20 protein-coding genes are annotated in these 23523 nt (G+C 46.3%); 9 read left to right on the plus strand and 11 right to left on the minus strand.

Annotated elements, in window-relative coordinates; genetic code table 11:
• Window positions 1-194 precede the first annotated feature (194 nt).
• On the plus strand, window positions 195-1091 hold the full coding sequence (locus tag IE064_RS13725) for an AraC family transcriptional regulator (RefSeq protein WP_229800057.1): 897 nt from the start codon (window positions 195-197) through the stop codon (window positions 1089-1091).
• A 327-nt stretch (window positions 1092-1418) separates the two neighbouring features.
• On the opposite strand, the gene IE064_RS13730 is transcribed toward IE064_RS13725, so the two are convergent.
• Window positions 1419-1793 carry a hypothetical protein gene (locus IE064_RS13730; RefSeq protein ID WP_080924908.1) on the minus strand — a complete coding sequence of 125 codons (375 nt, stop codon included), beginning with the start codon at window positions 1791-1793 and terminating at the stop codon, window positions 1419-1421.
• 111 nt (window positions 1794-1904) lie between these two features.
• Here IE064_RS13730 and IE064_RS13735 point away from each other — a divergent pair, with 111 nt between their 5' ends.
• Window positions 1905-2324, plus strand: a complete 420-nt coding sequence (locus IE064_RS13735; RefSeq protein ID WP_189618264.1) for an Rrf2 family transcriptional regulator — start codon at window positions 1905-1907, stop codon at window positions 2322-2324.
• Window positions 2325-2378: 54 nt separating this feature from the next.
• On the opposite strand, the gene IE064_RS13740 is transcribed toward IE064_RS13735, so the two are convergent.
• On the minus strand, window positions 2379-3425 hold the full coding sequence (locus IE064_RS13740; protein ID WP_308427324.1) for an efflux RND transporter permease subunit: 1047 nt from the start codon (window positions 3423-3425) through the stop codon (window positions 2379-2381).
• A 207-nt stretch (window positions 3426-3632) separates the two neighbouring features.
• Entirely contained in the window at window positions 3633-4226 is a 594-nt protein-coding gene (gene mobI, locus IE064_RS18165; protein WP_229800058.1) for a conjugative transfer protein MobI(A/C), read from the minus strand.
• 529 nt (window positions 4227-4755) lie between these two features.
• Here mobI and IE064_RS13750 point away from each other — a divergent pair.
• Genes IE064_RS13750 through IE064_RS13760 form a run of 3 tightly spaced genes read left to right on the plus strand, consistent with a single transcriptional unit; the run spans window position 4756 to window position 7049 of the window.
• On the plus strand, window positions 4756-4956 hold the full coding sequence (locus IE064_RS13750) for a helix-turn-helix transcriptional regulator (protein ID WP_000147416.1): 201 nt from the start codon (window positions 4756-4758) through the stop codon (window positions 4954-4956).
• A 12-nt stretch (window positions 4957-4968) separates the two neighbouring features.
• Window positions 4969-6645, plus strand: a complete 1677-nt coding sequence (locus IE064_RS13755) for a DUF927 domain-containing protein (RefSeq protein ID WP_189618265.1) — start codon at window positions 4969-4971, stop codon at window positions 6643-6645.
• Window positions 6646-6704: 59 nt separating this feature from the next.
• Window positions 6705-7049: a helix-turn-helix transcriptional regulator gene (locus IE064_RS13760; RefSeq protein ID WP_000136520.1), complete on the plus strand. Its 345-nt coding sequence runs from the start codon at window positions 6705-6707 to the stop codon at window positions 7047-7049.
• A 92-nt stretch (window positions 7050-7141) separates the two neighbouring features.
• Here IE064_RS13760 and IE064_RS13765 read toward each other — a convergent pair whose 3' ends face one another.
• The 8 genes from IE064_RS13765 to rpmH all read right to left on the minus strand — a co-directional run bounded on the left by IE064_RS13765 (window position 7142) and on the right by rpmH (window position 17018).
• Window positions 7142-9097, minus strand: a complete 1956-nt coding sequence (locus IE064_RS13765) for a UvrD-helicase domain-containing protein (protein ID WP_189618266.1) — start codon at window positions 9095-9097, stop codon at window positions 7142-7144.
• Window positions 9094-11400 (minus strand): AAA family ATPase, encoded by a 2307-nt coding sequence (locus IE064_RS13770; RefSeq protein WP_189618267.1) that lies wholly within the window; start codon window positions 11398-11400, stop codon window positions 9094-9096. Before IE064_RS13770 ends, IE064_RS13765 begins: the two co-directional genes overlap by 4 nt.
• A gap of 470 nt (window positions 11401-11870) precedes the next feature.
• On the minus strand, window positions 11871-13040 hold the full coding sequence (locus tag IE064_RS13775; protein WP_189618268.1) for a site-specific integrase: 1170 nt from the start codon (window positions 13038-13040) through the stop codon (window positions 11871-11873).
• A gap of 163 nt (window positions 13041-13203) precedes the next feature.
• Window positions 13204-14565, minus strand: coding sequence for a tRNA uridine-5-carboxymethylaminomethyl(34) synthesis GTPase MnmE (gene mnmE, locus IE064_RS13780; protein ID WP_189618269.1), 1362 nt, complete (start codon window positions 14563-14565; stop codon window positions 13204-13206).
• Window positions 14566-14644: 79 nt separating this feature from the next.
• Window positions 14645-16279, minus strand: coding sequence for a membrane protein insertase YidC (gene yidC, locus IE064_RS13785; protein WP_189618270.1), 1635 nt, complete (start codon window positions 16277-16279; stop codon window positions 14645-14647).
• A 3-nt stretch (window positions 16280-16282) separates the two neighbouring features.
• Complete coding sequence (yidD, locus tag IE064_RS13790; RefSeq protein WP_189618271.1) at window positions 16283-16537, minus strand: membrane protein insertion efficiency factor YidD; 255 nt, start codon at window positions 16535-16537, stop codon at window positions 16283-16285.
• Window positions 16504-16860 carry a ribonuclease P protein component gene (gene rnpA, locus IE064_RS13795; RefSeq protein ID WP_133038349.1) on the minus strand — a complete coding sequence of 119 codons (357 nt, stop codon included), beginning with the start codon at window positions 16858-16860 and terminating at the stop codon, window positions 16504-16506. The genes yidD and rnpA overlap by 34 nt, the downstream gene beginning before the upstream one ends.
• 20 nt (window positions 16861-16880) lie before the next feature.
• Complete coding sequence (gene rpmH, locus IE064_RS13800) at window positions 16881-17018, minus strand: 50S ribosomal protein L34 (protein ID WP_133038348.1); 138 nt, start codon at window positions 17016-17018, stop codon at window positions 16881-16883.
• Between the two features lie 442 nt (window positions 17019-17460).
• Here rpmH and dnaA point away from each other — a divergent pair, with 442 nt between their 5' ends.
• Genes dnaA through gyrB form a run of 4 tightly spaced genes read left to right on the plus strand, consistent with a single transcriptional unit; the run spans window position 17461 to window position 23497 of the window.
• Complete coding sequence (gene dnaA / locus IE064_RS13805) at window positions 17461-18852, plus strand: chromosomal replication initiator protein DnaA (protein WP_133038347.1); 1392 nt, start codon at window positions 17461-17463, stop codon at window positions 18850-18852.
• Between the two features lie 15 nt (window positions 18853-18867).
• Window positions 18868-19968 carry a DNA polymerase III subunit beta gene (dnaN, locus tag IE064_RS13810; RefSeq protein WP_189618272.1) on the plus strand — a complete coding sequence of 367 codons (1101 nt, stop codon included), beginning with the start codon at window positions 18868-18870 and terminating at the stop codon, window positions 19966-19968.
• 12 nt (window positions 19969-19980) lie between these two features.
• Window positions 19981-21063, plus strand: a complete 1083-nt coding sequence (gene recF / locus IE064_RS13815; protein ID WP_189618273.1) for a DNA replication/repair protein RecF — start codon at window positions 19981-19983, stop codon at window positions 21061-21063.
• Window positions 21064-21079: 16 nt separating this feature from the next.
• Window positions 21080-23497: a DNA topoisomerase (ATP-hydrolyzing) subunit B gene (gyrB, locus tag IE064_RS13820; RefSeq protein ID WP_133038345.1), complete on the plus strand. Its 2418-nt coding sequence runs from the start codon at window positions 21080-21082 to the stop codon at window positions 23495-23497.
• The last annotated feature ends 26 nt before the right edge of the window (window positions 23498-23523 follow it).

A 23523-nucleotide genomic window follows, 5' to 3' on the forward strand; every position in this document is an offset into this window, starting at 1 on the left:
AAACAGGCAGGTATCATAAAGAGAGGGCTCTTACGACGACAGGCCTGACACTCTTGTATCATTGCCTAATCCTATTTTCTTTATTGATTTTTAAGCATGCAGGGAGTGAAAATATAATCATTAAATTCAATTAGCAGGTCTGCTGTATGCCAGAAAGATTGCCCTCCATATCTCAACAGTCCGAAATGGCGGCTATGATTTGCCAGCTCGCCCCTCATGAAGGTCACACCCGTACGTTGCTGGATGGCGTGCGTCTGATGCGTGCTGACGGCGCGCTGGGGCGTACCCCCGTGTTGTACGAACCAGGCATTGTTATTGTCTGTCAGGGGCACAAAAGAGGTTACCTGGCCGACAGGGTTTACCACTACGACCCGTTGCACTACCTGGTGCTGTCAGTACCTCTGCCATTTTCAAGCGAGACAGATGCCAGTCCGGCAGAGCCTTTGCTTGCTGTGTCCATTCGTCTGGATATGACAGCGGTGGCAGACCTGGTTGTGGCTGTCGATCACCATGCCACTGCATCAGGTTCACCCGTTGGCATTGTCTCCACACCACTTGACGACACGCTGGCAGATACGACAGTTCGTCTTCTGAAGGTATTATTTTCACCACTTGAAGCGCGGGTTCTGGGGCCGGGGATTGTGCGAGAGCTGATTTTTCGTGTTTTGCTAGGTGAACAGGGCGGAGCCATTCGTGCTGCGCTGGCCTGTCATGGCAACTTTGGACGTATTGCGCGTACGTTACGGCGTATCCACCTCGATTACGCCCGGCCACTGGATGTGGCTTCACTTGCGCATGAAGCTGGCCTGAGCGTACCGGCTTTTCATGCGCATTTCAAAGCCGTTGCGGCGACTTCTCCCATCCAGTACATCAAGTCAGTGCGTCTTCATCAGGCGCGACTGATGATGATACGGGACAACGTTACTGCAGCAGGGGCAGCAGCGCGGGTCGGCTACGAAAGTGCGTCGCAGTTCAATCGGGAGTTCAAAAGACTGTTTGGTCGTAGCCCCGGAGAGGAGACGCGTAAAATGCGCACAGCATTCGCACTGATGGAACCTGCGCAACTCGAAGCAGCGACGTCGACACACTAATCTGCAACTGTCGATATTCATGCGCAAACGTTCACTGCAAACCGGACTGAGACGCAAGGACGCTAACAGTTCATGCTGATCTTAAGATTATCTGAATAACCTGTGGGATTTTCGTTCGTAATAAAAATGTCAGCAACACCTGCTGGCACATCAACATCGGCAGCAAGAACCAGTATGTACCTGTACCTCTGTGAGCTGCGTGGAAGACGAACGTAAAAACATCGCAAAACCTGGTGCGAAAGCGTAAAGCAGTAGTGCCATTTATATACGCAGATTGCCGGGCTAACCGTCCTGTTTTCATCACCAGGTTTTCAGGCTCCGTTCGATTTACAAACCCAGCTTGTCTTTCATTTCTTTTTCTTCAATTGCTTTGGCGATAGCGTTTCTCATCACTTTCAGAATGATCCCGCTGAACATAGCCGTTAAACCGATGGTAAAGAATGCCGTAACCGCAAGGTCAATTAACCAGAATCCTGAATGAACAAGAACGGGCCTGTAAATTGCAACACCGGCAAAAACCACCCAGTGACTAAAACAATAAAAACAACTGAACAGGTAGCCTATCATGGCATTTTTTTTGACCATCCATTCACGCAACGGGCGAAACATTTCCTGCTGCGTGACGGTGATTGAAATGCAACTGGACATCAGTGCAATGACGAGGCAGACCCATAACTGTTCTAACACATTATCGAATGACATAAAAAATACTCTCTGTATGGATTTCATGTAATAGTATAAGATACATGAAATCGCGCCACTTATGCAACATCGAAAGTTTCATAAGAAACTTCGCAGCAAACAGGATAAAAAATGAGAAAAGACCACCGGCTGTCCCGTGCATTACACGTGCTGATACATATGGATAAAATCCGCGATCCCGTTACCTCCGAAGATATAGCCTCGATGATCAATACGAATCCGGTTGTGGTCAGACGCCTTTTCCAGGGGCTCAAACAGGCGGGTATCATTCATTCTGAAAAAGGGCATGGAGGTGGCTGGACACTCCAGAAATCTCTCGGAGAAATCACTCTCCTTCAGGTTTTCTACGCTATTGGCAGCACTGAACTTTTTTCAATAGGCTGGGCGACTGAACATGACAAATGCCAGATAGAGGATGCAGTTAACAATGAAATAAGTGATACACTTGAAGAGGCGAGACGTCTGATTACGAACCGCTTTGCTGAACTTACCCTTGATAAGCTTGTGCCGGAAGTCCTTAAACATAAATAAATTCAACAGCCGGGCATCATATAATGTCCGGCTGTTGAAAGGTCACCATAAATTTTAGTCTGAAGCCTGTTCTGTTATCGGCCGTTCCTCAGGCGCGTCCGGTAAAGTGGCCGAGTGCAGTGGTTTTCCTGATATTTGTCGGGCTAACAGGTAGAACACGGGGGTCATAAACAAGCCAAAAAGGGTGACGCCGAGCATGCCAAAGAATACTGATATCCCAATTGCCTGATGCATCTCAGCGCCTGCTCCGTGCGATACCATCAGGGGGATTACACCCATGATGAAAGCCAGTGAGGTCATCAGAATTGGACGCAGCCTGAGACGGCATGCCTCTTTCACCGCGTTAAAGGCAGACTTACCTGAAAGCTCAAGTTCACGGGCAAATTCAACGATAATAATGGCATTTTTAGATGCGAGCCCGACCAGGACGATAAATCCAATTTGCGTAAAGATATTATTGTCACCATGAGTCAGCCACACCCCGGTAAGTGCAGAAAGGATACTCATTGGGACAATCATAATGACAGCCAAAGGGAGCGTAAGGCTTTCATACTGGGCAGCCAGTACCAAGAATACCAATAATACACAGAGTGGAAAAATCCAGACGGCACTGTTGCCTGCAAGAATTTGCTGGTAGGTCAGGTCTGTCCACTCATACTCTACGCTGGGTGGAAGTGTTTTCATCGCTATACGTTCAATCTCTTCCATCGCCTGACTTGAAGAATAGCCTGGAGCAGGAGCGCCACTAAGAGCGACCGCTGTAAAACCGTTATAACGGGTAACCAGCTCAGGACCGTGTGTCGGCTCAATACAGGCTATGGCAGACAGCGGTACCATATTGCCATCGGCATTTCGGGTCTGTAGTTTCAGTATATCCTCCGGGGTCGCCCTGAACTCTGCGTCGGCCTGCATTCTTACCTGATGTACACGACCTATTATATTGAAATCATTTATACAATATGAGCCAAGATAGGATTGTAATGTCTCGGTGATATCACTGATGTTCACCCCAAGTTGTTTGGCGCGATTACGGTCAATATCGACATTAATTTGTGGAAAATTATTCTGGTATGTTGAAAAAGTGGCGTCAGCACAGGTGATTTAGCTGCTTCTGCCTGAAAGTGTCGAAGTACTTCGGCCATTCCGTCGTAACCGATATTTCCTCTGTCCTCAAGCTGCATTTTGGCTCTACGGTGTTAAAAACAGGTTCAAAATGTTCATTTACTCTATGTAAACTGCGCTTTCTCACCTGTTTTTGCCTTGCATAACCTTCGTTCGTAAGATCTGAAACAGGTTCTAAAATCATAACTATAAAGGATTATCCATCTTAAAATCACCGATATCGCCTGCCATTTGGAAGAGGTTAGTGTCATTCCACCTACATAGCTGGCGCATTCTCATCAGATTGGCATTGGCTCTACGGATGATGGCAAAAGCTTCCTCTACTACGTCAATCACAGGTTTTTCCCAATCTTGTGCTCGGGTAAAAGTTGTCTTTGGGTAGCGATAATTGCCTTCACGGGGAAGGTAATGGCTGATCACCTGAAATCCGTCAGAATTCTTTTTAGGCTTAAACTGGTTATAAACCCAGAACATTTCCAACTTCATCTCTCGCAATCTTACTCGGCAGCCAAAATGACCTGGATACCCTGGTGAGTATTTCCTTCTATGAGCTCGGTTGTGCTGCCAATACAGGTCGGCTATTCGCTGGGCAATATAGTAATAACGTAGCTGTTCCAGCTCGGTAGATTTATGTATGTAACGTAGATACATTTCTGACGTTGAAAGTGCATAAATTGTGGCTTCGTCATGATCTATCTGTTTGTTTTCGCTTTTTAAAAAAGTGTTCCACGCTGTTATTTGCTTATCCAAGGTTGTAAACGGGGTTGAATTGTCACTCATGATTAGGTCCTCTGTACGTTGACTACAGAGTCAGTCTATTGTCTCATGATCTAATTCATCGCCTGCCTTCGTGCCCTTTTGGGGCACACGGGTCTTTTGTTGTGACGCCTTAGCCAAAAGACCTAGCCAATTCCTATCCAGATAATTATCTGATGGGGGACCTAGACTGGTTTATTCCATACAAGCGACATCGTCTTCAAAAGACCTGAGCTAAATGATTCATTTTTAATGGGGGACATGGCGTTAAGAGGTGTAAATCACTAGGTCTCTAAACTTTCACATGTGAAAGTTTTCTCTGAGTATTCACTGGCGCACAAATTGATACGGTAATGTCGGCCAACTCATCAGTGGCTTAGATTTTTGCTCTTCAGTGGCTGTTTTTAATCTACATGTTGAATAAATGTCATTAAATATCAGCATCTTGAAGTTTATTATTGAAGTTCCAAAAAAGGGCAGTTCCAGCGGTCTGCTTAGTTTGTCTTTTTCGAGATGATTGCTCCTGCAAGTTAGATAATAAACAGGAGTCATCATGACGGGTAATAACCAACCTAAACAAGAAGAACGGTTACTGACTTATGCTGAAGTGTGTGACGTTTTGCAAACGTCACAAGCCACACTTCGCCGTTACGTGCGCGATGGACGTTTTCCTCCTCCAATAAAACCCAATCCCAATGGTCGTACTGTTCGCTTTCGGTACAGCGACATCACAGCTTGGTTGAGTGATTTGTGATGGGGGTTAGTGATGCAATATAAGTTGCAGGATGATGGGCTCTATTGCTTGTCCTCTGATCGGTGGCTGCGAATAGGTGGTTGGATTCAGGTGTTGGCTCGCACTCGTTTAACTGACAAACGACATGGGCATGGAGCGCTGCTAGAGTGGCAAAATTTTGATGGGGTTAGGTTACGTGAAGTTGTGTATGCCAGAGACCTGAATAGTGATAATGCACGTCAGATCAGGGATATGCTGGTCGATACTGGGTATCCCTTAACTCCTGGCCAGTCAAGTTGGAGTAGGCTTCAACATTATCTAATAGAGCAGATGGCTCTTGCTGCTCCGGCGACAGTGGTTAATCGAACAGGCTGGCATGGTTCAGTGTTTGCAACCAGTAACTGGACTATCGGTTCAGCTGACGAACCGCACCATTTCGTAGGTCAGCTATCTGGTTCTACAACGTTAGAGGAATCCGGAAGTCTCAGCGATTGGCAGACTTATGTCGGTCAGCTATGCCGAGGCAACCCGTTAGCAATATTCAGTATTGGAACGGCGCTGGCTGCCCCACTAATCGCATCTTCTGGTATGGAAAATGGCGCCATTCATCTGGTTGGGGCATCGTCGACTGGGAAAACGACCTTGTTGCAATTGGCGGCCAGCGTCTATGGGAGCAACCGCTATGTCCGCAGTTGGATTTCGACCAGTAACGGACTAGCGGCAGTATCTTCAGAGCATAACGACATGTTGTTGCCGTTGGACGAAATCGGAATGGCACGCCCGGAAGACATCGATACAGCCATTTATCAGATCATGAACGGCTCTGGGAAGCTACGCGCCAACGTTTCCGGCGAGCTGGCCATGACTTCTCATTGGCGAACGCTGGTGTTAAGTAGTGGAGAAGTCTGGATTGCAGAGCTACTTCAGCAGATCGGTAAACCGTTACGCGCTGGCCAGCAGATACGCCTGGTGGAGCTCCCTGTGTTTGGGACCTACGGTGCGTTCGACGAATTGCATGGTCACAAGCATTCTCAGCAATTTGTGGACGAGCTTAAATCGTCTTGTCAGCACTACCATGGCACCGTAATTCGCGAGTGGATTTCGTTACTGACCGAGCGTCATGACGAGCTGAATAGCTACCTGAGTCACGAAATTGGTCGCCTAAGCGGTATTTGGATAAGCGACCAGATGGCATCGCAGGTGCAACGAGTCATCAGGCGGTTTGCCCTCATCGGGGCGGCACTTTGTCTCGGTAGTTGGAATTTTATTCTCCCTTGGAGCGAGGAAGAGTCCTTGGCAGCCGTCCACCGAACCTTGAAGGCTTGGCTGGACAATCGAGGCCACTCCAGAAATTCCGAGGAATTCCGGCTTCTCAAAGCGCTGGAACGAGCAATGAAAGTCTGGGAGCGCAGTCTCAGTGATATTGAGCAAGCGAGAGGTCATGGGGTCGCTGGTTTTCGACGCTCGCACGAGGGATGTGAGTTGTGGTTGATTTATAAATCGCACTTCCTGAAGCGGCTCGGACTGCCGACCCATTACATGAGGGAAGTGGAGGTGCTGTTACAACGCAATTGCTTGGTAACGAATGAGCGCTCTAGGGGAACCTATAAGACGCGGATTAATGGTGAGTTTCAACGTTTTTTTGCGCTCAAACCTGACCAAGTTAGGCGCCATCTTGAAGATTTAGAGAGGGTTGAACATGACGACTAGCTCAGTGTTCCCACTTTCCCACATTTCCCTGTTCGATTTTGAGGTAAAGGAGTATCAACATGACTGAAAAAGAGATGCTTCAGCGCATGCTGATGGATATGTCATTGCTTAAAAAACTGATTACCGATCATATCAAAAACGAGCAACGTCCTGACACAACAAAGGAAATCCTGACAGTTGAGGAATGTGCTGAGCTGACAGGGTTAAAGAAAAGCACTTTGTACCGGTTGACTCACGAACGCAAGATCCCATTTTTCAAACCTAATGGCAATCGGGTGTTCTTCAGGCGAGCAGATATCTTGGCTTGGCTGCAGAGTAATCGTGTGGCGTCTTCTGATGAGATTGATAAAGCCGCTGCTGATCATCTAGTTGCTAACCGAAAATTGTATGGCCGGAGATACTAAATATTGCTTTAACTTTATGAAAGTAAAAATTCGTAGAATTGGGCGTTACATGTCACGACTATGCTATCGTGACATGTAACGATATGATGTTTTTACGGGGATGGTATCGCCTCAACTTCTTTGCCAATAAACCAACCACTATTCTTTACTCTTTCTAGGGCTGCTGTTGGATCTGATGACCAAAGCACAAGAGCGAGAGACTCTTCAGCTCTACTGCATGTTACGTAAAGTAAACGTAGTGTTCGATCAATGGTTGTTTCTTTGCCTTTATTTATGTTTTCGCTGTCGCTTTTGCTTAGATTAACACCACCAAAAATCTTGTCGTAACAAAAAAGGTTGCCACCAGCCAACTTATCATCCATGACAACCATCACATGTGGAAATTCTGAACCTTTTACTACTTGGTGAGTAGCTAAAACTGAATTGCCAGATAGATAGTTGCAGTATTTTTTTAATTGATTCCAAGGGGCTGAAAATAGTGCACACAATCCGCGACGCAACCTATCTTGTTTGGATTCTTCTTCACCTCTCGCTGGCACAGAAGGTGGAGGTGATTTGTCTGCATACCCAACAGCTAAGCGAGTATCAACGTTAAACAATTTGGCACTCAAGATTGGTTCGAGCACCTCTCCCACGGTCGCAAGAGGACTTGCACAAGCTGCGGCGAAAGTTTCAATTGCTCTAAGTATTTCTTCAACACGCTTTGCTCGCTCTACTGTATCTTCCGGTATCCCATCAAGACAGTCATAGCGCCTAAAAACCTCAGTGACTTTAAACTCATCAATTGTCCCATTGGGATTGATACACCCCTCTAAATCGATAATTTCGTTCAATAAGGCTTGCACAATAGCCGGACCTTTATTCTCTCCACTGCCACTGGGTGCTGCCGCATTTGGATCTAGTAGAACCATTGCATTAAATATATCAAGAAAAGATCCACGCGTAGCAACAAGCTTATGCTCAAGTGCGAGCAGTTGAAATTCTCCTTTTGACCAAGCCTCAACGCCACTTGCGCTACACATCTGATCTGCACACCAACGTTCACCGATAGCTTTATCTTCTGGAGATATCTTTGTATCACCTATATAAATTCGTACAAAACCGCCAGCTTTCTCGGTTCTTGAATGCTGCCTTATTCCATTAGCAGGTTGGGTTCGTCCTTCTAGCTTCGCTTCCCAAATTGTATTAATTAGGTCAACAATTCTGCGTTGGCTACGATGATTCATTTTCAGCTCTGGCATCGCCCAGCTATCAGGAACTAAACTCGGAAGATCGGCATGCCCATCCATATATATTCGCTGTCGGTGATCTCCTAGAAGTCCTATAGTTAGACCACTTCCTCTCGGTTCTGCAATAGTCAATAAGGCATCCAGCATACCTTTCATTGTGTCCTGAGATTCATCAATCAGCACAATTGGATGTTGATCTTTTAGGATCCTCGTTAAGGTTGGTCGGTTTTTTAAAAGCCATGCTGTTACGTCAAGCACATGATTGTGGGCAAGCGCTCCTGGACCATATGTCATACGATCCGGGTGGTAGATAAATAGGTCTGTGTTTCTAAATCCCTCGATATCTTCTCTTATCTCATCCAAATCCCGTTGTTTAGCAGGAGTGATGCCCTTTGGTTTTGCAAGTGCTTCCTCAGTTTCCTTTTCAAGCTGAGCTTCTTTGATTGCAATAAGAGCCGCCTTGATATCATCGTTGAATCCACTAATGAGCTCCCAGCAAAATGCGTGTATCGTAGATACCTTTACGAGGTCATTCTCCCCTAGGCGCCCGTTAATGACCCCAACCGCGTTTTTCGTGTATGTGATCACTCGAATTGAACGCCCATACAAACGCAAGTTTCTTGCAAGGAGCTCCCCTTTTTCGTGTTTTACGACACCAGTAATCCGCCGCAAGACCTCTACGAGAGTTCTCGTCTTCCCAGAACCAGCTCCAGCGAAAAGAAAGTAGCTGCGAGGAGGAACTTCAGTAAGGTAGCCGCAAATTTCTTCGACTACTCCCGCATCTCTGTCGTTGTCAGTGATGATACTTTGTTTGCTCATTCCATCACTCCGCTTGGTTCAAGTTGCTTATGCAACCAAGTTAATGCATTGGCAATGTACCCCGGACATTCAATATCCTCGCCTGAAGATACTAATTCAAAGATGCTGGCAGAGAAGTCGCCTTTATTAAAAGAGCTGTGCATCAGAGAGTGCAGTTCACTAAGTAGCTGTTGAAAATCTTCGGTTTCTACCGCCTTTTTTGCAACAGAGCCAAGAGCCCCTTTGGGAACTTCAATCTCTACTCCATTTTCATCGAATTTCTCATCCATCAACCCTTTGAACCAAGAGACATTCGTAAGAACCAGTGAATCCTCAAATGTGCTGGGCCAACAATTGTTAGCTTTGGCTATAGGTAACTGCCAAGCGAAATATACATGGCAATCTTCGATTTCATTCCATACCAACTGACCTTCAGTCGGGGTTTTGAAATCATCAAGTTTTTGCAGTTTCGGATGCCAGCCACGTAAGGTAGGGTTACCACACTGAAGTTCGGGTTGCCCGGTGTTTGCAACAGCGACTAGTTTCTTGGTCGGGTCACCATTTTTCTTAGGCTTGCCTTCCTTTTCTTCGCAAGGATCGATATCTGTAATTATTACTGTAGGGATCCGGAGCTTTTCGATGAGAGGTTTGAGTCTATGGGCATGGCTTCCACCTATATCGACAAAGGAAATGTAACGACTGTTCAGTTCATTGAAATAACGCTCTATGAAAAGTGGCACCAACATTCGCTCCGCGACTCCTTCCACAAAAATAGCTGCGTTAGCAAACAAAAGGTCCGTATGTTGAACACGGAAGTAACGCTCAGCGAATTGGCGTGTTTTTTTATCATCACCAAAGACTTCGGCTAGATTGACAACTTCTGTCGTCGGCATTGGAATCGTATCGCTCTTAGCCACACGGCGAACATATCTGAGCCGGTCAAAATTCTCCGAATGAGCTAGATGACTTGAATGAGTGCTTATGATCAATTGGCTATTTAGGCTTGAAGCTTCTTTCTCAGTCGGACTAATTAGTTTATGTGCTTTGCTTGGAAATATACGCTGCACCTGAACATGTAGGTGGGCTTCAGGCTCCTCAATCATTACTATGTGTACGGGGACAGGGGAGCCTTTTTCAGGCTTAAGTCGTGCAGATCTAAATGAAACTAGTTGGTAGCTGAGAGATTGGAGATTCTGGTAACCAAGTCCAATAGAATATTCTGGTAGGAGTTCTTCTATTGAATCCTTCTGCATACTGTACTGGACCGCAGTACTGTGATCGAGAAGGTCAGCAGTTTGGATACGTGTACGAAAACGAATCTCTTGAGGGTCATGCAACCCTGGATAGCCAAGCTCTTGCACTTCCTGAACTGAATCGGCTATGGCTTCTTGAATCTTACTGTCTAACTCTTTCTGAGCAAGTGCCACTGCCTTAATAAGGTCTACACGCTGGCTATGTCCGGAGCTAGCAACGTTTAAGTGTTGTTGAGCAAACTTGATTAGCTGGTTTGAAAACATGCCAACTCGTTGAAGAGCGGATGATGGCCGCGACTCAGTTTCTTCACTTCCGAATCCACGCTGAGCTGCGATGAAATCAACACGAATCAATCTCGATAGATGCTTTCGGTCAATCGGACTTGTTTGGACATCAAGTGTCTGAGTTTCATAGGATACCAGTCCTGTAATCGGGTTGTTATCGGTATCTAATTTGTATGCACGAACGCGCCCAAGCTTCAATGGCTCACGCAGAAAAAAATCAAGTAGGTCTATGGGCCACGCTAATGAATCTTGTCCCATATCTTTAACTGGTGAACGTGCAGAGCAGTAAGTCCATGCTAATTGCTTGAGCTCTTCAATATTGGTGACCGGCTCCAGTCGAAGGCGAATACCAACAGCGCCACCTTTCCAGCTAAATTTGGATAGAAATGGAGCAACATAGTGATACATTCCGACATCTGCATCAAACCAGAGGTCCAATACTGGCATGGTTTCTAGCAGTATCTGGAGTTGCTCTTTCCACTTTTCTTCTGGTTCGGTAACAGTTAAAGGGTCTTCAGTCAGTTCTTCCCAAACTTTGCCAAGGGCTCGCAGCTTTGACCATTTGGAAATACTGATGTCGAAAGCACTAAAGGGAGACCCATCAGCAAGGAAATGTCGTAGCGCCGCAAGAATAGATGTTTTTCCACTATTATTGGCGCCAACCAAAATTGTGGTTTTTTCATCAATGTTCAGCTGCACTTTTCCTAGCCGACGGAAATTACTAAGTTCGACAAATCGAAGCTTAATACCTTTGGATACTTCGGTCTCAGGGGGGATGTCTGGCATTGATACGCCTCCATGCGAATGTTATAAAATTATGAGATTAAAAGACTTCATTGGTGAAGTGTTCTGTTGCACTTCAGTATAATAAGTTACTTTTATATATATCGATGTGCATTTAGTCACCCAAATAACAGGCCTATGCTTAAAGTAATCGTATTGTTTTGACATATGAGCTTTGGACTACTATTCCTTATTGTGTCATTTGACACCAACAACACATCAATAGCTAGGGAAGGTAAAAATGTCTGTTAAACATACACCAACAGGTGTTGTACACAGCGGTGCTAAAGGCGGCACCACTGGCTGCGGCACTGACACAAAGAAAAATGCTGATCACTGGGTTAATTCCCACGAGAAAATCACATGCGATAAGAACGGCTGTAAAAACTAACGATCTTATGTGGTTGATGGAGGGCACTGTCTAGGTGCCCTTTTCTTTGTAAAGATGTCGTCGTTTGGTTGTAATAATGCTCTTAGTCTGATGACTCATCGAAGATATCTGGAAAGGTCCGCATGGCCTCTGTGCGGCGGGTTTCCAGAATGTCTGCGTAAATTTCTGTCGTTCTGAGTTCGCTGTGGCCAAGTAATCTGGAAAGGGAATAGATGTCCAGGCCTCGGGCCAGTTGGTTTACTGCAAAGGTGTGGCGGCCAGCATGAAAGGTTACGTGTTTGGTGATCCCGGCACGTATAGCCCACTGCACTAGCGCGACGTTGCTATAGCTGTCGTAACGTAATCCTTTAAAAACCCGTTCTGTCGGTTTTCCCCTGTTTTCCAAGTTGAGCAAACGCACTGCTGAATCCGGTAAGTCGAGATATTGCAGGCCATTGCCCGAGTTTTTGAGCTTTATCTGGGAAAAGATGATTCGGTAGTGCCCTTGAGCAAACAGTTCAATTTCACTCCATACCAGTTTATGTATGTCTGACCAGCGTAGACCAGTAGTGCAGGAAAACAGAAATGCTCTTCGTAGCACATCGTAACGGCATTCTGCCTTAGTAAGGGCCTTTACCTCATCCAGAGTGAGATAAGTGCGCTGAGTCCTCTCTGCTTTGATGGATTTGACTTGTTCAACAGGGTTATCTCTGATGATTCGGTCTCGTTGTGCTTGGTTGAGTGCTGCCCGAATTTTATTGAAGTAGCTACAGGCGGTATTCCTAGAGAGGCCGGTATCTGATTTTGTCATTGCCTCATGCTGTAGGTAATGGCGGAACCCTTCCAAAAAGTATTTATCTACCTGTTCAAAAGTGAGTTCTGCGTGGCCGTGGTATCGGTGGAGATGGATGCCCGCTGAAATCCAAATTGAGTAATTGGATTTACTACCGGATGCTTTACTTGCTGTTACTTGATCGAAGTAGTCAAAGAAACTGGCATTGAGTTTGGTGCGGTCATCCAATCCATGTTTGGCTGATTCCATTTCCAGTAGACGCTTGGCTCGAATGGCCTCAGCTTTTTGCAATGTGGTTTTATTGTGCTCGCGCTCAACTGCGTTTTTTGGCTTGTTGTAGAGGAATAGATTCAGCGGTTCGTAAGAGCGCTTTTGAGCCCTTGAACCGTCTTCCGCGGTCTTTGAGCCGTAATAGTACACAAGCCTGATGGGGCGCAGGCCATTCTTATCTGGTTCTCGTTTTTGTATATTGATTTTCATAGGTTTTTCTCATCTTGTGCTCCGCATGTGCTCCAGAATTTATCTTCGGAGCACATACGGAGCAAGAATCGACAAAACCCTTCAAATCACTTCCCACCAAGTAAAACAAAATTATTTTAAAATCATAATGTTGTTTTGATTTGGTTTGATACGTTTTACTATTTTACTTCCCAATACAGAATGAGCTAAAGATGCGACCCAGCAGGTCATCAGAGGTAAACTGGCCGGTGATCTCGCTTAATGCTTCTTGGGTTAAGCGTAATTCTTCCGCTAGCAGTTCGCCGGCTTGGAATACTTCCAACTGCTCTTTACCAAGCGCGAGATGTTCACTGGCAGTTTGCAACGCATCGAGGTGACGGCGGCGGGCAATGAAGCTACCTTCCAGATTGCTCTGATAACCCATTAGTTGTTTTAAGTGTTGTTTTAATTCAGACATTCCTAGGCCAGTTTTGGCGGAGATTCGATAAACGCTGTAACCTTGTTCTTCTGTTGGAGCTAAAGCTTCTCCCGTTAAGTCGGCTTTATTGCGGACTACGGTAATGCCGAGTTTGGCGGGTAATCGGTCGACAAAATCTGGCCATATATCCTTGGGATCGACAGCGTCTGTATCGGTGCCATCCACCATAAATAAGACCCGATCGGCATTGGCTATTTCGGCCCAAGCGCGTTCAATACCAATTTTCTCGACGGCATCGTCGGTATTGCGTAGCCCTGCGGTATCAATGATGTGCAGTGGCATGCCATCAATATGAATATGCTCACGCAGCACATCGCGGGTGGTACCGGCTATCTCGGTTACAATTGCGGATTCTTTCCCTGCAAGCGCATTCAGCAGGCTGGATTTCCCGGCATTGGGGCGGCCGGCGATCACCACTTTCATACCTTCACGGATCAGTGCGCCTTGTTGAGCGCTTTGCTGCACTTCGCTGAGTTTGTCGATAATGCGATATAAAGCGTTAGCAATTTTGCCATCGGAAAGAAAATCGACTTCTTCATCTGGAAAATCAATCGCGGCTTCGACATAAAGGCGCAGATTAGTGACTTGCTCCACCAGTTGATGTACTTCTTTGGAAAACTCGCCCTGTAAAGATGCCATCGCACTTTTTGCGGCTTGTTCGCTGGTGGCTTCAATCAAGTCGGCGATGGCTTCGGCCTGGGCAAGATCTAATTTGTCATTTAGAAAGGCTTGTTCACTGAATTCCCCCGGGCGAGCCATGCGCACACCTTCCAGTTCCAATATGGTCTTTATCAGCATATCCATGACAATTTGACCACCGTGTCCCTGTAACTCCAGTACATCTTCGCCAGTGAAGGAGTTGGGGCCTTTAAAAAACAAGGCGATACCCTGATCCAATGTATGTCCTTGGCTGTTTTTAAATGAACAGTAATCCGCATAGCGGGCTTTAGGCAGATGACCAAGTACTTTCATGGCAACATCTGCGGCTTTGTCACCGGATACTCTGACTATGCCCACACCGCCTTTGCCTGGCGCGGTTGCCTGCGCCACAATGGTATCTGCTGCCACATTTTTTCCTTTGTTGTTATTCAAATACTGGATAATCAAAAGGCGGCCATCAGCCGCCTTTGGGGGAAGAGTTTTTGGGTTATTTCAAGCCTTTCTTCTCTAGCCCGGCGTAGATAATCTTCTGTTGGATAATAGCCACAATGTTACCCATCAACCAGTACAGTACTAGGCCAGATGGGAACCACAGGAAGAATACTGTAAATACCACTGGCATATACTGCATCATCTTTGCCTGCATAGGATCCATAGTGGGCGACATCGGCTGTAGCTTCTGCATGATGAACATAGATACGCCGTTCAGAATAGGCAGCACATAGTATGGATCTTGTACTGACAAGTCGTGGATCCACAGCATGAATGGGGCGTGGCGCAATTCTACACTTTCAAGTAGAACCCAGTATAAGGCTAAGAAGATTGGCATCTGCAGCATGATCGGCAGACAGCCTCCCATTGGGTTAACCTTCTCTTTCTTATACATCTCCATCATGGCCTGACCCATCTTTTGGCGATCATCACCAAAACGGTCTTTCAACTCTTGGATTTTTGGCTGTAGATTACGCATCTTCGCCATAGAGGTGTATTGGGCGCGGGTAAGCGGGAACAGAATACCGCGCACGGTAAAGGTGATCAGAATAATTGCCAACCCCCAATTACCCACAAACGAATGGAAGAACATCATCAGCTTGTAGATAGGCACAGCTAACCACCACAATACACCGTAATCAACCACTAGATTTAAGGTATCGGACAGTTCTGAAAGTGCGGCCTGATCTTTTGGACCAACATAGAAATCGGCCCCTACGGTTGCAGTTTTACCTGGTGCTACGGTATCCGCTTGACCACGGAAACCTATATTAGCCATAGTGCCGTTGCTGACGCTGGAATAAATAAGATTACTTTGATCCGCTGGTGGAACCCAAGCTGATACAAAGTAGTGTTGCAACATGGCTACCCAACCGCCTTGGGTCTCTTTGTGCAGATCTTTTTCTGTGATTTCGTCAAATTTGTACTTTTCATAACGGGTATCAGCGGTGGAATACGCCGCACCTCGATATGTTGGCATCATCATATGGCTATCAGATGGTTTGATAGTCTGCTTAATTTGACCATACATCTGCACCTGCAATGGCGCAGATGTCGTGTTATCAATCTGATAATCTACCCGGATATCAAATTTGCCCTTACGGAAAGTGAATATCTTGGTGTATTTTACGCCGTTTGGTGCGGTATAGGTCATGGGCACTTGCAGCGTGTCATTACCATCTTTCATCTGAAATTCAGTACTGGCCACTGTATAGGTTGGGCGGCCAGTGCTGCTGTCAATACCACCACTACCAATCAGGCCGCTTTGCGCAACGTAGGTAAATCCTGGTTTTTGTTCTAAAAGTACAAAAGGATCGTCTTTACCTTGCTCCAGTTTATGAGCAACTAGCGCCGCATGTACTATGTCTCCGCCAACAGGGTTGATCAGTACGTCTAACTGATCTGTTTTAACCCGCACTAACTCTTTGGAGGCAACAACTGGATGTTCTTCCGGTACACCAGCCTTACTGTCGGCATTGGGCACGTCATTTTGAAGGGTGTCCTGATTTGAGGATGTTACTGTTGTTTCAGTAACGGCTGGTTTTGGCGCTTTATCTGTCTGCCATTGCTGCCAAATCATAAAACTGACAGCTAACAGCGCGATAAGCAGAATATTGCGTTGAGATTCCATAGCCTATTTATTACACCTGTTCTTTTTAGGAGGTACGGGGTCGTTGCCGCCCGGATGCAAAGGGTGACATTTTAATATGCGTTTTATAGCAAACCAACTCCCTTTGACAGTTCCGTGCACTTGCACAGCTTCTATCGCGTAATGGGAGCAGGAAGGGTTGAATCGGCAGCGCTGTCCCAGCATCGGGCTGATAAAAAGCTGGTAGCCTCTGATGAATTTAATAATCAACCATTGAAACGGCGACTGAGTTTGCGCCATAACTTTTCCACCAATTTCCTGAGCTGTTCATTCTCCAGCTCCAGAACACCGCCGCGAACCAATACCACAATGTCCACCGGTGGCAGATTATACTGATTTAGTCTGAAACTTTCGCGCACAACGCGTTTGACTCTGTTGCGCTGGTTAGCTCTTTTTACATGACGTTTGGCAACAGTCAAGCCTAATCTGGGATGTTCCAGACCATTAGGGGTCGCCAACAGAGTTATTTCAGCAGAAGAAGCTTTTTGCGGGTTGGTAAAAACAGAATTGAATTGTGCGGGAGTTAACAAGCGTAACTCCCGCGAAAAGGTGTAGCTAGTCACCTAATTGTCTACTTGCTTAATTAAGCAGAAAGACGAGCGCGACCTTTAGCACGGCGACGAGCCAGTACCTTGCGGCCGTTAGCTGTAGCCATACGAGCGCGGAAGCCGTGAGTACGCTTGCGCTTCAGGTTGCTTGGTTGAAAAGTACGTTTACTCATGATGGCAATCCGTCTTTGTTAGTTAATTTTCCTCTACCGGGAAAATTCGGAGAGGGTATAAAAAAGAGGCCGAATTGTAATCACATTTACCTTGGACGTCAATAAGCAGAATGTCCGGTATATGTAATTACTGCCTCTATTTAGCGATCTGTTGATGTGGTTAACATACAATATGTGGATAACTCTGTGTACTTACCACAATATATAGTAGCTAAAGCGGCTATTAATAGATCGCTGGGGCGGCATTATAGATCAACTCAGATCCCTTAATAAAGTGGTAAATATCATGGATTATCCCCCTAGAGATCCTGTAGGATCTGACAGGATCTAACGGGTAGTAAGATCTCGATCGCTTTGGGGATAATTATGCTTCGACCATAGCGATTATTCAGATCTCTCTATAGAATAGCCTCCCTTGAGGAGATGGATTGGGGATAAGTTTGTGACTGTTTCACTATGGCAGCAATGTGTCGGCAGATTGCAAGACGAGCTTTCAGCTCAGCAGTTCAGTATGTGGATCAGACCATTGCAGGCTGAAATGGATGGTGAAACCTTAGTATTGTACGCGCCCAACCGGTTTGTGCTGGACTGGGTAAGGGATAAGTATCTCAATATTATTAACCAGTTTTTTAGCGAACACCTCGGAAGTGAAGCCCCTAAACTCCGTTTTGATATAGGCAGCCGTCCGGCCCCTCGGACTGAGGTTGTTAGCTCGGCCATTAATAACAAAAACCATACTCGCCCAGTGACTAAATCCAGCGTAGCGGCAGTATTCAATAATGATGATGAAGAGCCCGTTAGCAATCACCCATACCGCAGCAATATTAATCCAACTTACCAGTTTGATAACTTTGTTGAAGGTAAGTCTAACCAGTTAGGTAAAGCGGCAGCGCAACAGGTTTCTGAAAACCCAGGCGGTGCTTACAATCCATTGTTCCTATACGGTGGTACCGGTCTAGGTAAAACCCATCTGCTACACGCTGTTGGCAATGGCATTCTTAAAAATAATCCTCATGCCAAAGTGGTGTATATGCATTCTGAGCGGTTTGTTCAGGACATGGTTAAGGCATTGCAGAATAACGCTATTGAAGATTTTAAACGCTATTATCGCAGCGTTGATGCCCTGTTTATTGATGATATTCAGTTTTTTGCCAACAAAGATCGTTCCCAGGAAGAGTTTTTCCATACCTTTAATGCGTTGCTGGAAGGCAATCATCAGATCATTCTAACCTCAGACCGTTATCCCAAAGAGATTGATGGGGTTGAAGATCGACTGAAGTCTCGCTTTGGCTGGGGTCTTACTGTCGCTATTGAACCGCCGGAATTGGAAACACGGGTGGCAATTCTGATGCGCAAGGCGTTAGAAAACGGTATTAACTTGCCGGATGAAGTGGCTTTTTTTATTGCTAAACGCTTACGTTCGAATGTGCGTGAGCTTGAAGGTGCTTTAAACCGGGTGATCGCTAATGCAAACTTCACCGGTCGACCAATTACTATCGATTTTGTGCGCGAAGCACTGCGTGACCTATTGGCTCTGCAGGAAAAATTAGTCACTATAGACAATATTCAGAAAACAGTCGCTGAATACTACAAGATCAAGATGGCGGATATGTTGTCCAAGCGACGCTCCCGTAGTGTTGCCCGTCCTCGACAGATGGCTATGGCACTTTCTAAAGAGCTGACTAACCAGAGTCTGCCCGAAATCGGTGATGCTTTTGGCGGACGAGATCATACGACAGTGTTACATGCCTGTCGCAAAATTGCCCAGCTCAGAGAAGAGAGCCACGACATCAAAGAAGATTACGCCAACTTGATCCGAACCTTATCTTCTTAATCAGGGAACAGAATAATGAAATTTTCAATTGATAGGGATGACCTATTGAAGCCGTTGCAACTGGTCAGTGGTGCGGTTGAAAGAAGGCATAACCTGCCAATTCTGGCAAATCTCCTTGTGGAAGTAAGTAATCACTCACTAAAGTTTACTGGCACTGACTTGGAAGTTGAGTTGGTCGGCAGTGCCGCCATCAGTGGCGATGTGCAGGAAGGGCGTACTACAGTACCAGCCAAAAAGTTGTTGGATATTGTTAAATCCCTACCAGAACAGAGTGAAGTCAAAATAGAGCAGCAGGAAAACAAATGGTTGCTACGTTGTGGCCGCAGCCGCTTCACTCTGGCAACTTTGCCTGCAGAAGAATATCCCAACGTCGAAAGTTTTCAGCCCAATATTGAATTCTCTATCAAACAGGGCACGCTGAAATCTCTGATCGATGCGACCCAGTTTTCTATGGCTAACCAGGATGTGCGTTATTACCTCAACGGTTTGTTGTTTGAAACCGAAGGTAATGTGTTGCGAACGGTTGCTACAGATGGTCACCGCTTGGCGCTGAGCCATCGCGCGATTGATGCTTCTTTGCCCGAAAACCAAGTGATTGTTCCCCGTAAGGGCGTCGTGGAATTGGCGCGTTTATTAGATGCTGATGATCAGGAAATCAGCATTGCCATTGGTGATAATGCTATTCGTGCCACTACCGCGGCGGCGGTACTCACCAGTAAGTTGGTGGATGGCCGTTTTCCTGATTATCGCCGAGTGTTACCTAAGGGCGGCGACAAAATCGTGCTCGCTAGCCGTAATGCCTTACGTCAGGCGTTATTACGAGCTTCTATTTTGTCAAATGAGAAGTTCCGAGGGGTGCGGGTACAGCTGGAAAATTCATTGTTAAAAATTACTGCTAACAATCCTGAACAGGAAGAGGCTGAAGAAATCATCGATGTGGAATATGGTGGTGACGCCCTGGAAATTGGTTTTAACGTCTCCTATCTGCTGGATGTGCTCAACAGCCTTAAATCTGATGATGTGCGAATTACCCTCAGTGATGGTAACTCTAGTGCACTGATTGAAAATCATCAGGAAGAAGACTCTATGTATGTAGTAATGCCTATGCGGCTGTAAGCCGGGCGTTGCATGAGTCTCAGCCAGTTTAATATTCAACATTTTCGTAATATTGCTTCAGCCCAACTGCAACCTGGCAGTGGGCTGAATCTTATTTATGGACAAAATGGCAGTGGCAAAACCAGCATACTGGAAGCGATTTATTTCCTGGGTATGGGGCGTTCGTTCCGCAGTCATTTGGCCCAACGTGTCATCTGTAATGAGCAAGAACAATTAACACTGTTTGCTAGGTTACAGGTGCACGACACTCAGCATAAAGTCGGCGTGCGCCGTTTCCGTAATGGTGATACCGATGTCAAAATTGATGGCGAAAAAATCAAGCGGTTATCGATACTCGCAGAGACATTGCCAATACAACTGATCACGCCTGAGAGTTTTTCCCTACTATTTGAAGGTCCGAAAGCGAGACGCCAGTTTATCGACTGGGGAGCGTTCCATTCAGACCCAATGTTTTATCCACAATGGATGAACGTCAGGCGAGTGTTGAAGCAGCGCAACCAGCTGTTACGAGATGGCGCCAACTATCAGCAGATAGCCTATTGGGATCGCGAATTTGTGCGTTATTCAGAGGCGGTTACTGCTATACGAAACCATTATGTGGACTCGTTAAATGGACTGTTAAAGGGTATAATCGGAGAGTTTTTACCACAGGCAGACATCAGGGTTTCCTTTACTCGTGGTTGGGACAGTAAAACGCCTCTGGCGGCGCTGTTAGAAGCGCAATACAGCCGCGATGTAGTGATGGGATTTACGGTGAGCGGACCCCATAAAGCAGATTTGCGTTTACGGGTCGGTAATTTGCCCGCTCAGGATGCGTTATCCCGGGGACAGCTTAAGCTGCTGGTGTGTGCGCTGCGGATTGCACAGGGAAAGTTGCTAAAACAACAGCAGGATAAAGACAGTATCTATCTGGTGGACGATCTGCCGTCAGAACTGGATGCCAAACACAGGCAGTTATTGCTACAGCAATTGAGTGAGACCGGTGCGCAAGTATTTGTTACTGCCATTGATCCAGCTGCAATAGCTGATTCATTAAACACTCCACCGGAACGGATTTTCCGGGTAGAACAGGGGAGTGTGACGGTCATTGAATAACCGATGAGAGATTAGTATGTCAGAGAACAGTTATGATTCTTCGAGTATCAAGGTCCTAAAGGGCCTTGATGCGGTTCGGAAAAGACCCGGAATGTATATTGGCGATACCGATGATGGCACGGGGTTGCATCATATGGTATTCGAGGTGGTTGATAATTCCATTGACGAGGCTCTGGCGGGTTACTGTAAAGACATCGTGATTACCATTCACATGGATGGCTCGGTATCAGTCAAAGACGATGGTCGCGGTATTCCGGTGGCTATCCATCCAGAAGAAGGGGTATCGGCAGCACAGGTGATCATGACGGTGTTACACGCCGGCGGTAAGTTTGACGATAACTCTTACAAAGTGTCTGGTGGTTTGCACGGTGTGGGTGTGTCCGTGGTTAACGCTCTGTCGGAGAAATTAAAACTCACAATTCGTCGAGACGGTAAAACATACGAACAGTATTACAGCCATGGTAATCCGGTTGATCCTATAAAAGAGATCGGTACCTCAGAGCATACAGGAACAGAAATCCGTTTCTGGCCGAGCAAACAAACCTTTACTGATGTTGAGTTTCATTATGAAATTCTGGCTAAACGGGTGCGGGAATTGTCATTCCTTAACTCAGGTGTTGGCATCCGCCTATTAGACGAACGCGATCATAAAGACGACTTCTTCCATTACGAAGGGGGGATTCGCGCCTTTGTTGAATACCTGAACCGCAACAAGACTCCGGTTAACAAAGATATTTTCCATTTTTCGCAGGAACGGGACGACGGCATTACTGTGGAAGTGGCAATGCAGTGGAATGACGGTTTCCAGGAAAATATCCTGTGTTTTACCAACAATATTCCGCAGCGTGATGGCGGTACGCATTTGGCGGGTTTCCGCGCCGCGTTGACCCGTAACCTTAACAACTACATGGAAGCGGAAGGTTACAACAAAAAGAATAAAACCAATGCCACGGGCGATGATGCGCGTGAAGGGTTGACTGCGGTTGTCTCCGTGAAGGTGCCCGATCCTAAATTCAGCTCCCAGACCAAAGATAAGCTGGTATCCAGCGAAGTTAAGACCGCAGTAGAGCAAACCATGGCTGAGAAGCTAAATGATTATCTGCTGGAAAACCCTAACGAAGCGCGTCTGGTAGTCAGTAAAATTATTGATGCTGCCCGTGCCCGTGAAGCCGCGCGTAAGGCCCGTGAGATGACACGCCGCAAAGGTGCGTTGGATCTTGGCGGCTTGCCAGGTAAATTGGCTGATTGTCAGGAAAAAGACCCCGGTCTGTCTGAAATCTACATTGTGGAAGGGGACTCGGCTGGTGGCAGTGCCAAACAAGGCCGTAACCGTAAAAATCAGGCAATTCTACCGTTGAAAGGTAAGATCCTTAACGTAGAAAAAGCCCGATTTGACAAGATGTTGTCGTCTCAGGAAGTGGCTTCATTGATCACCGCGCTGGGCTGTGGAATTGGTCGTGATGAATACAATCCGGACAAAACCCGTTACCACAACATTATTATCATGACCGATGCTGATGTGGATGGTTCGCACATCCGTACGTTATTGCTAACGTTCTTCTTCCGGCAGATGCCGGAGTTACTGGAGCGTGGTTATGTGTATATCGCTCAGCCGCCGCTGTTTAAAGTTAAAAAAGGTAAGCAAGAACAATACCTTAAAGATGAATCTGCATTAACCGAGTATTTGACCTCTCAAGCGTTGGATGGTGGTTGTATCTATCCATCTAAAGACGCCCCAGCTATGGCGGGCGCTGCATTGGAACGGCTGGTGTTGCAGTATCGTGAGGTTGAGCATATTGTCGAACGCCTAGAAAAACGTTTTCCAACCAACGTTACTGATCGGATGATTTATCATCCGCGAGTGACGGCCGACATGCTGGCAGATGAAGCTCTGATGGTCGGATGGTGTAAGGCGTTGCTGGAAGATCTGCAAAATCGCGAGACACATGGTGTGCTTTATAAGTTGGAACCTATTCTAGAGCCTGAACGCAAAGTCTATCTGCCGCAGCTGACCGTGCGTAAGCATGGTATTGATAATCACTATCTGTTCAGTTATGACTTTTTCCATGGTGCGGATTACCGACATATCGCTGATCTCGGTGAACAGCTTGATGGGCTGATTGAAGACTCAGGTTATGTGCAGCGTGGCGAACGTAAGAAAGATGTGAGTACCTTCGCCGAAGCGCTGGAATGGCTGGTGGCCGAATCCAAACGCGGTATTTATATCCAGCGTTACAAAGGATTGGGGGAGATGAATCCAGAGCAGCTATGGGAAACCACAATGGACCCGGAAACTCGGCGAATGTTGCAGGTGACTATTGAAGATGCCATAGGTGCAGATCAGCTGTTTAACACACTGATGGGCGATGCGGTTGAACCTCGTCGCGAGTTCATTGAGTCAAATGCCTTAAACGTATCGAATCTGGATGTATAAGGCGTAAATTGCTTTTGTGACATGAA

This window comes from Shewanella fodinae, from assembly GCF_014651955.1.
In the GTDB taxonomy this organism is placed as follows: Bacteria; Pseudomonadota; Gammaproteobacteria; order Enterobacterales; family Shewanellaceae; genus Shewanella; species Shewanella fodinae.

What these genes read in the sequence shown, in the direction of transcription:
- IE064_RS13725 (WP_229800057.1), top strand. Translation starts at nt 195, where the DNA reads ATGATTTGCCAGCTCGCCCCTCATGAAGGTCACACCCGTACGTTGCTG.
- IE064_RS13730 (WP_080924908.1), bottom strand. Translation starts at nt 1,793, where the DNA reads ATGTCATTCGATAATGTGTTAGAACAGTTATGGGTCTGCCTCGTCATT.
- IE064_RS13735 (WP_189618264.1), top strand. Translation starts at nt 1,905, where the DNA reads ATGAGAAAAGACCACCGGCTGTCCCGTGCATTACACGTGCTGATACAT.
- mobI (WP_229800058.1), bottom strand. Translation starts at nt 4,226, where the DNA reads ATGAGTGACAATTCAACCCCGTTTACAACCTTGGATAAGCAAATAACA.
- IE064_RS13750 (WP_000147416.1), top strand. Translation starts at nt 4,756, where the DNA reads ATGACGGGTAATAACCAACCTAAACAAGAAGAACGGTTACTGACTTAT.
- IE064_RS13755 (WP_189618265.1), top strand. Translation starts at nt 4,969, where the DNA reads ATGCAATATAAGTTGCAGGATGATGGGCTCTATTGCTTGTCCTCTGAT.
- IE064_RS13760 (WP_000136520.1), top strand. Translation starts at nt 6,705, where the DNA reads ATGACTGAAAAAGAGATGCTTCAGCGCATGCTGATGGATATGTCATTG.
- IE064_RS13765 (WP_189618266.1), bottom strand. Translation starts at nt 9,097, where the DNA reads ATGAGCAAACAAAGTATCATCACTGACAACGACAGAGATGCGGGAGTA.
- IE064_RS13770 (WP_189618267.1), bottom strand. Translation starts at nt 11,400, where the DNA reads ATGCCAGACATCCCCCCTGAGACCGAAGTATCCAAAGGTATTAAGCTT.
- IE064_RS13775 (WP_189618268.1), bottom strand. Translation starts at nt 13,040, where the DNA reads ATGAAAATCAATATACAAAAACGAGAACCAGATAAGAATGGCCTGCGC.
- yidC (WP_189618270.1), bottom strand. Translation starts at nt 16,279, where the DNA reads ATGGAATCTCAACGCAATATTCTGCTTATCGCGCTGTTAGCTGTCAGT.
- yidD (WP_189618271.1), bottom strand. Translation starts at nt 16,537, where the DNA reads ATGGCGCAAACTCAGTCGCCGTTTCAATGGTTGATTATTAAATTCATC.
- rpmH (WP_133038348.1), bottom strand. Translation starts at nt 17,018, where the DNA reads ATGAGTAAACGTACTTTTCAACCAAGCAACCTGAAGCGCAAGCGTACT.
- dnaN (WP_189618272.1), top strand. Translation starts at nt 18,868, where the DNA reads ATGAAATTTTCAATTGATAGGGATGACCTATTGAAGCCGTTGCAACTG.
- recF (WP_189618273.1), top strand. Translation starts at nt 19,981, where the DNA reads ATGAGTCTCAGCCAGTTTAATATTCAACATTTTCGTAATATTGCTTCA.
- gyrB (WP_133038345.1), top strand. Translation starts at nt 21,080, where the DNA reads ATGTCAGAGAACAGTTATGATTCTTCGAGTATCAAGGTCCTAAAGGGC.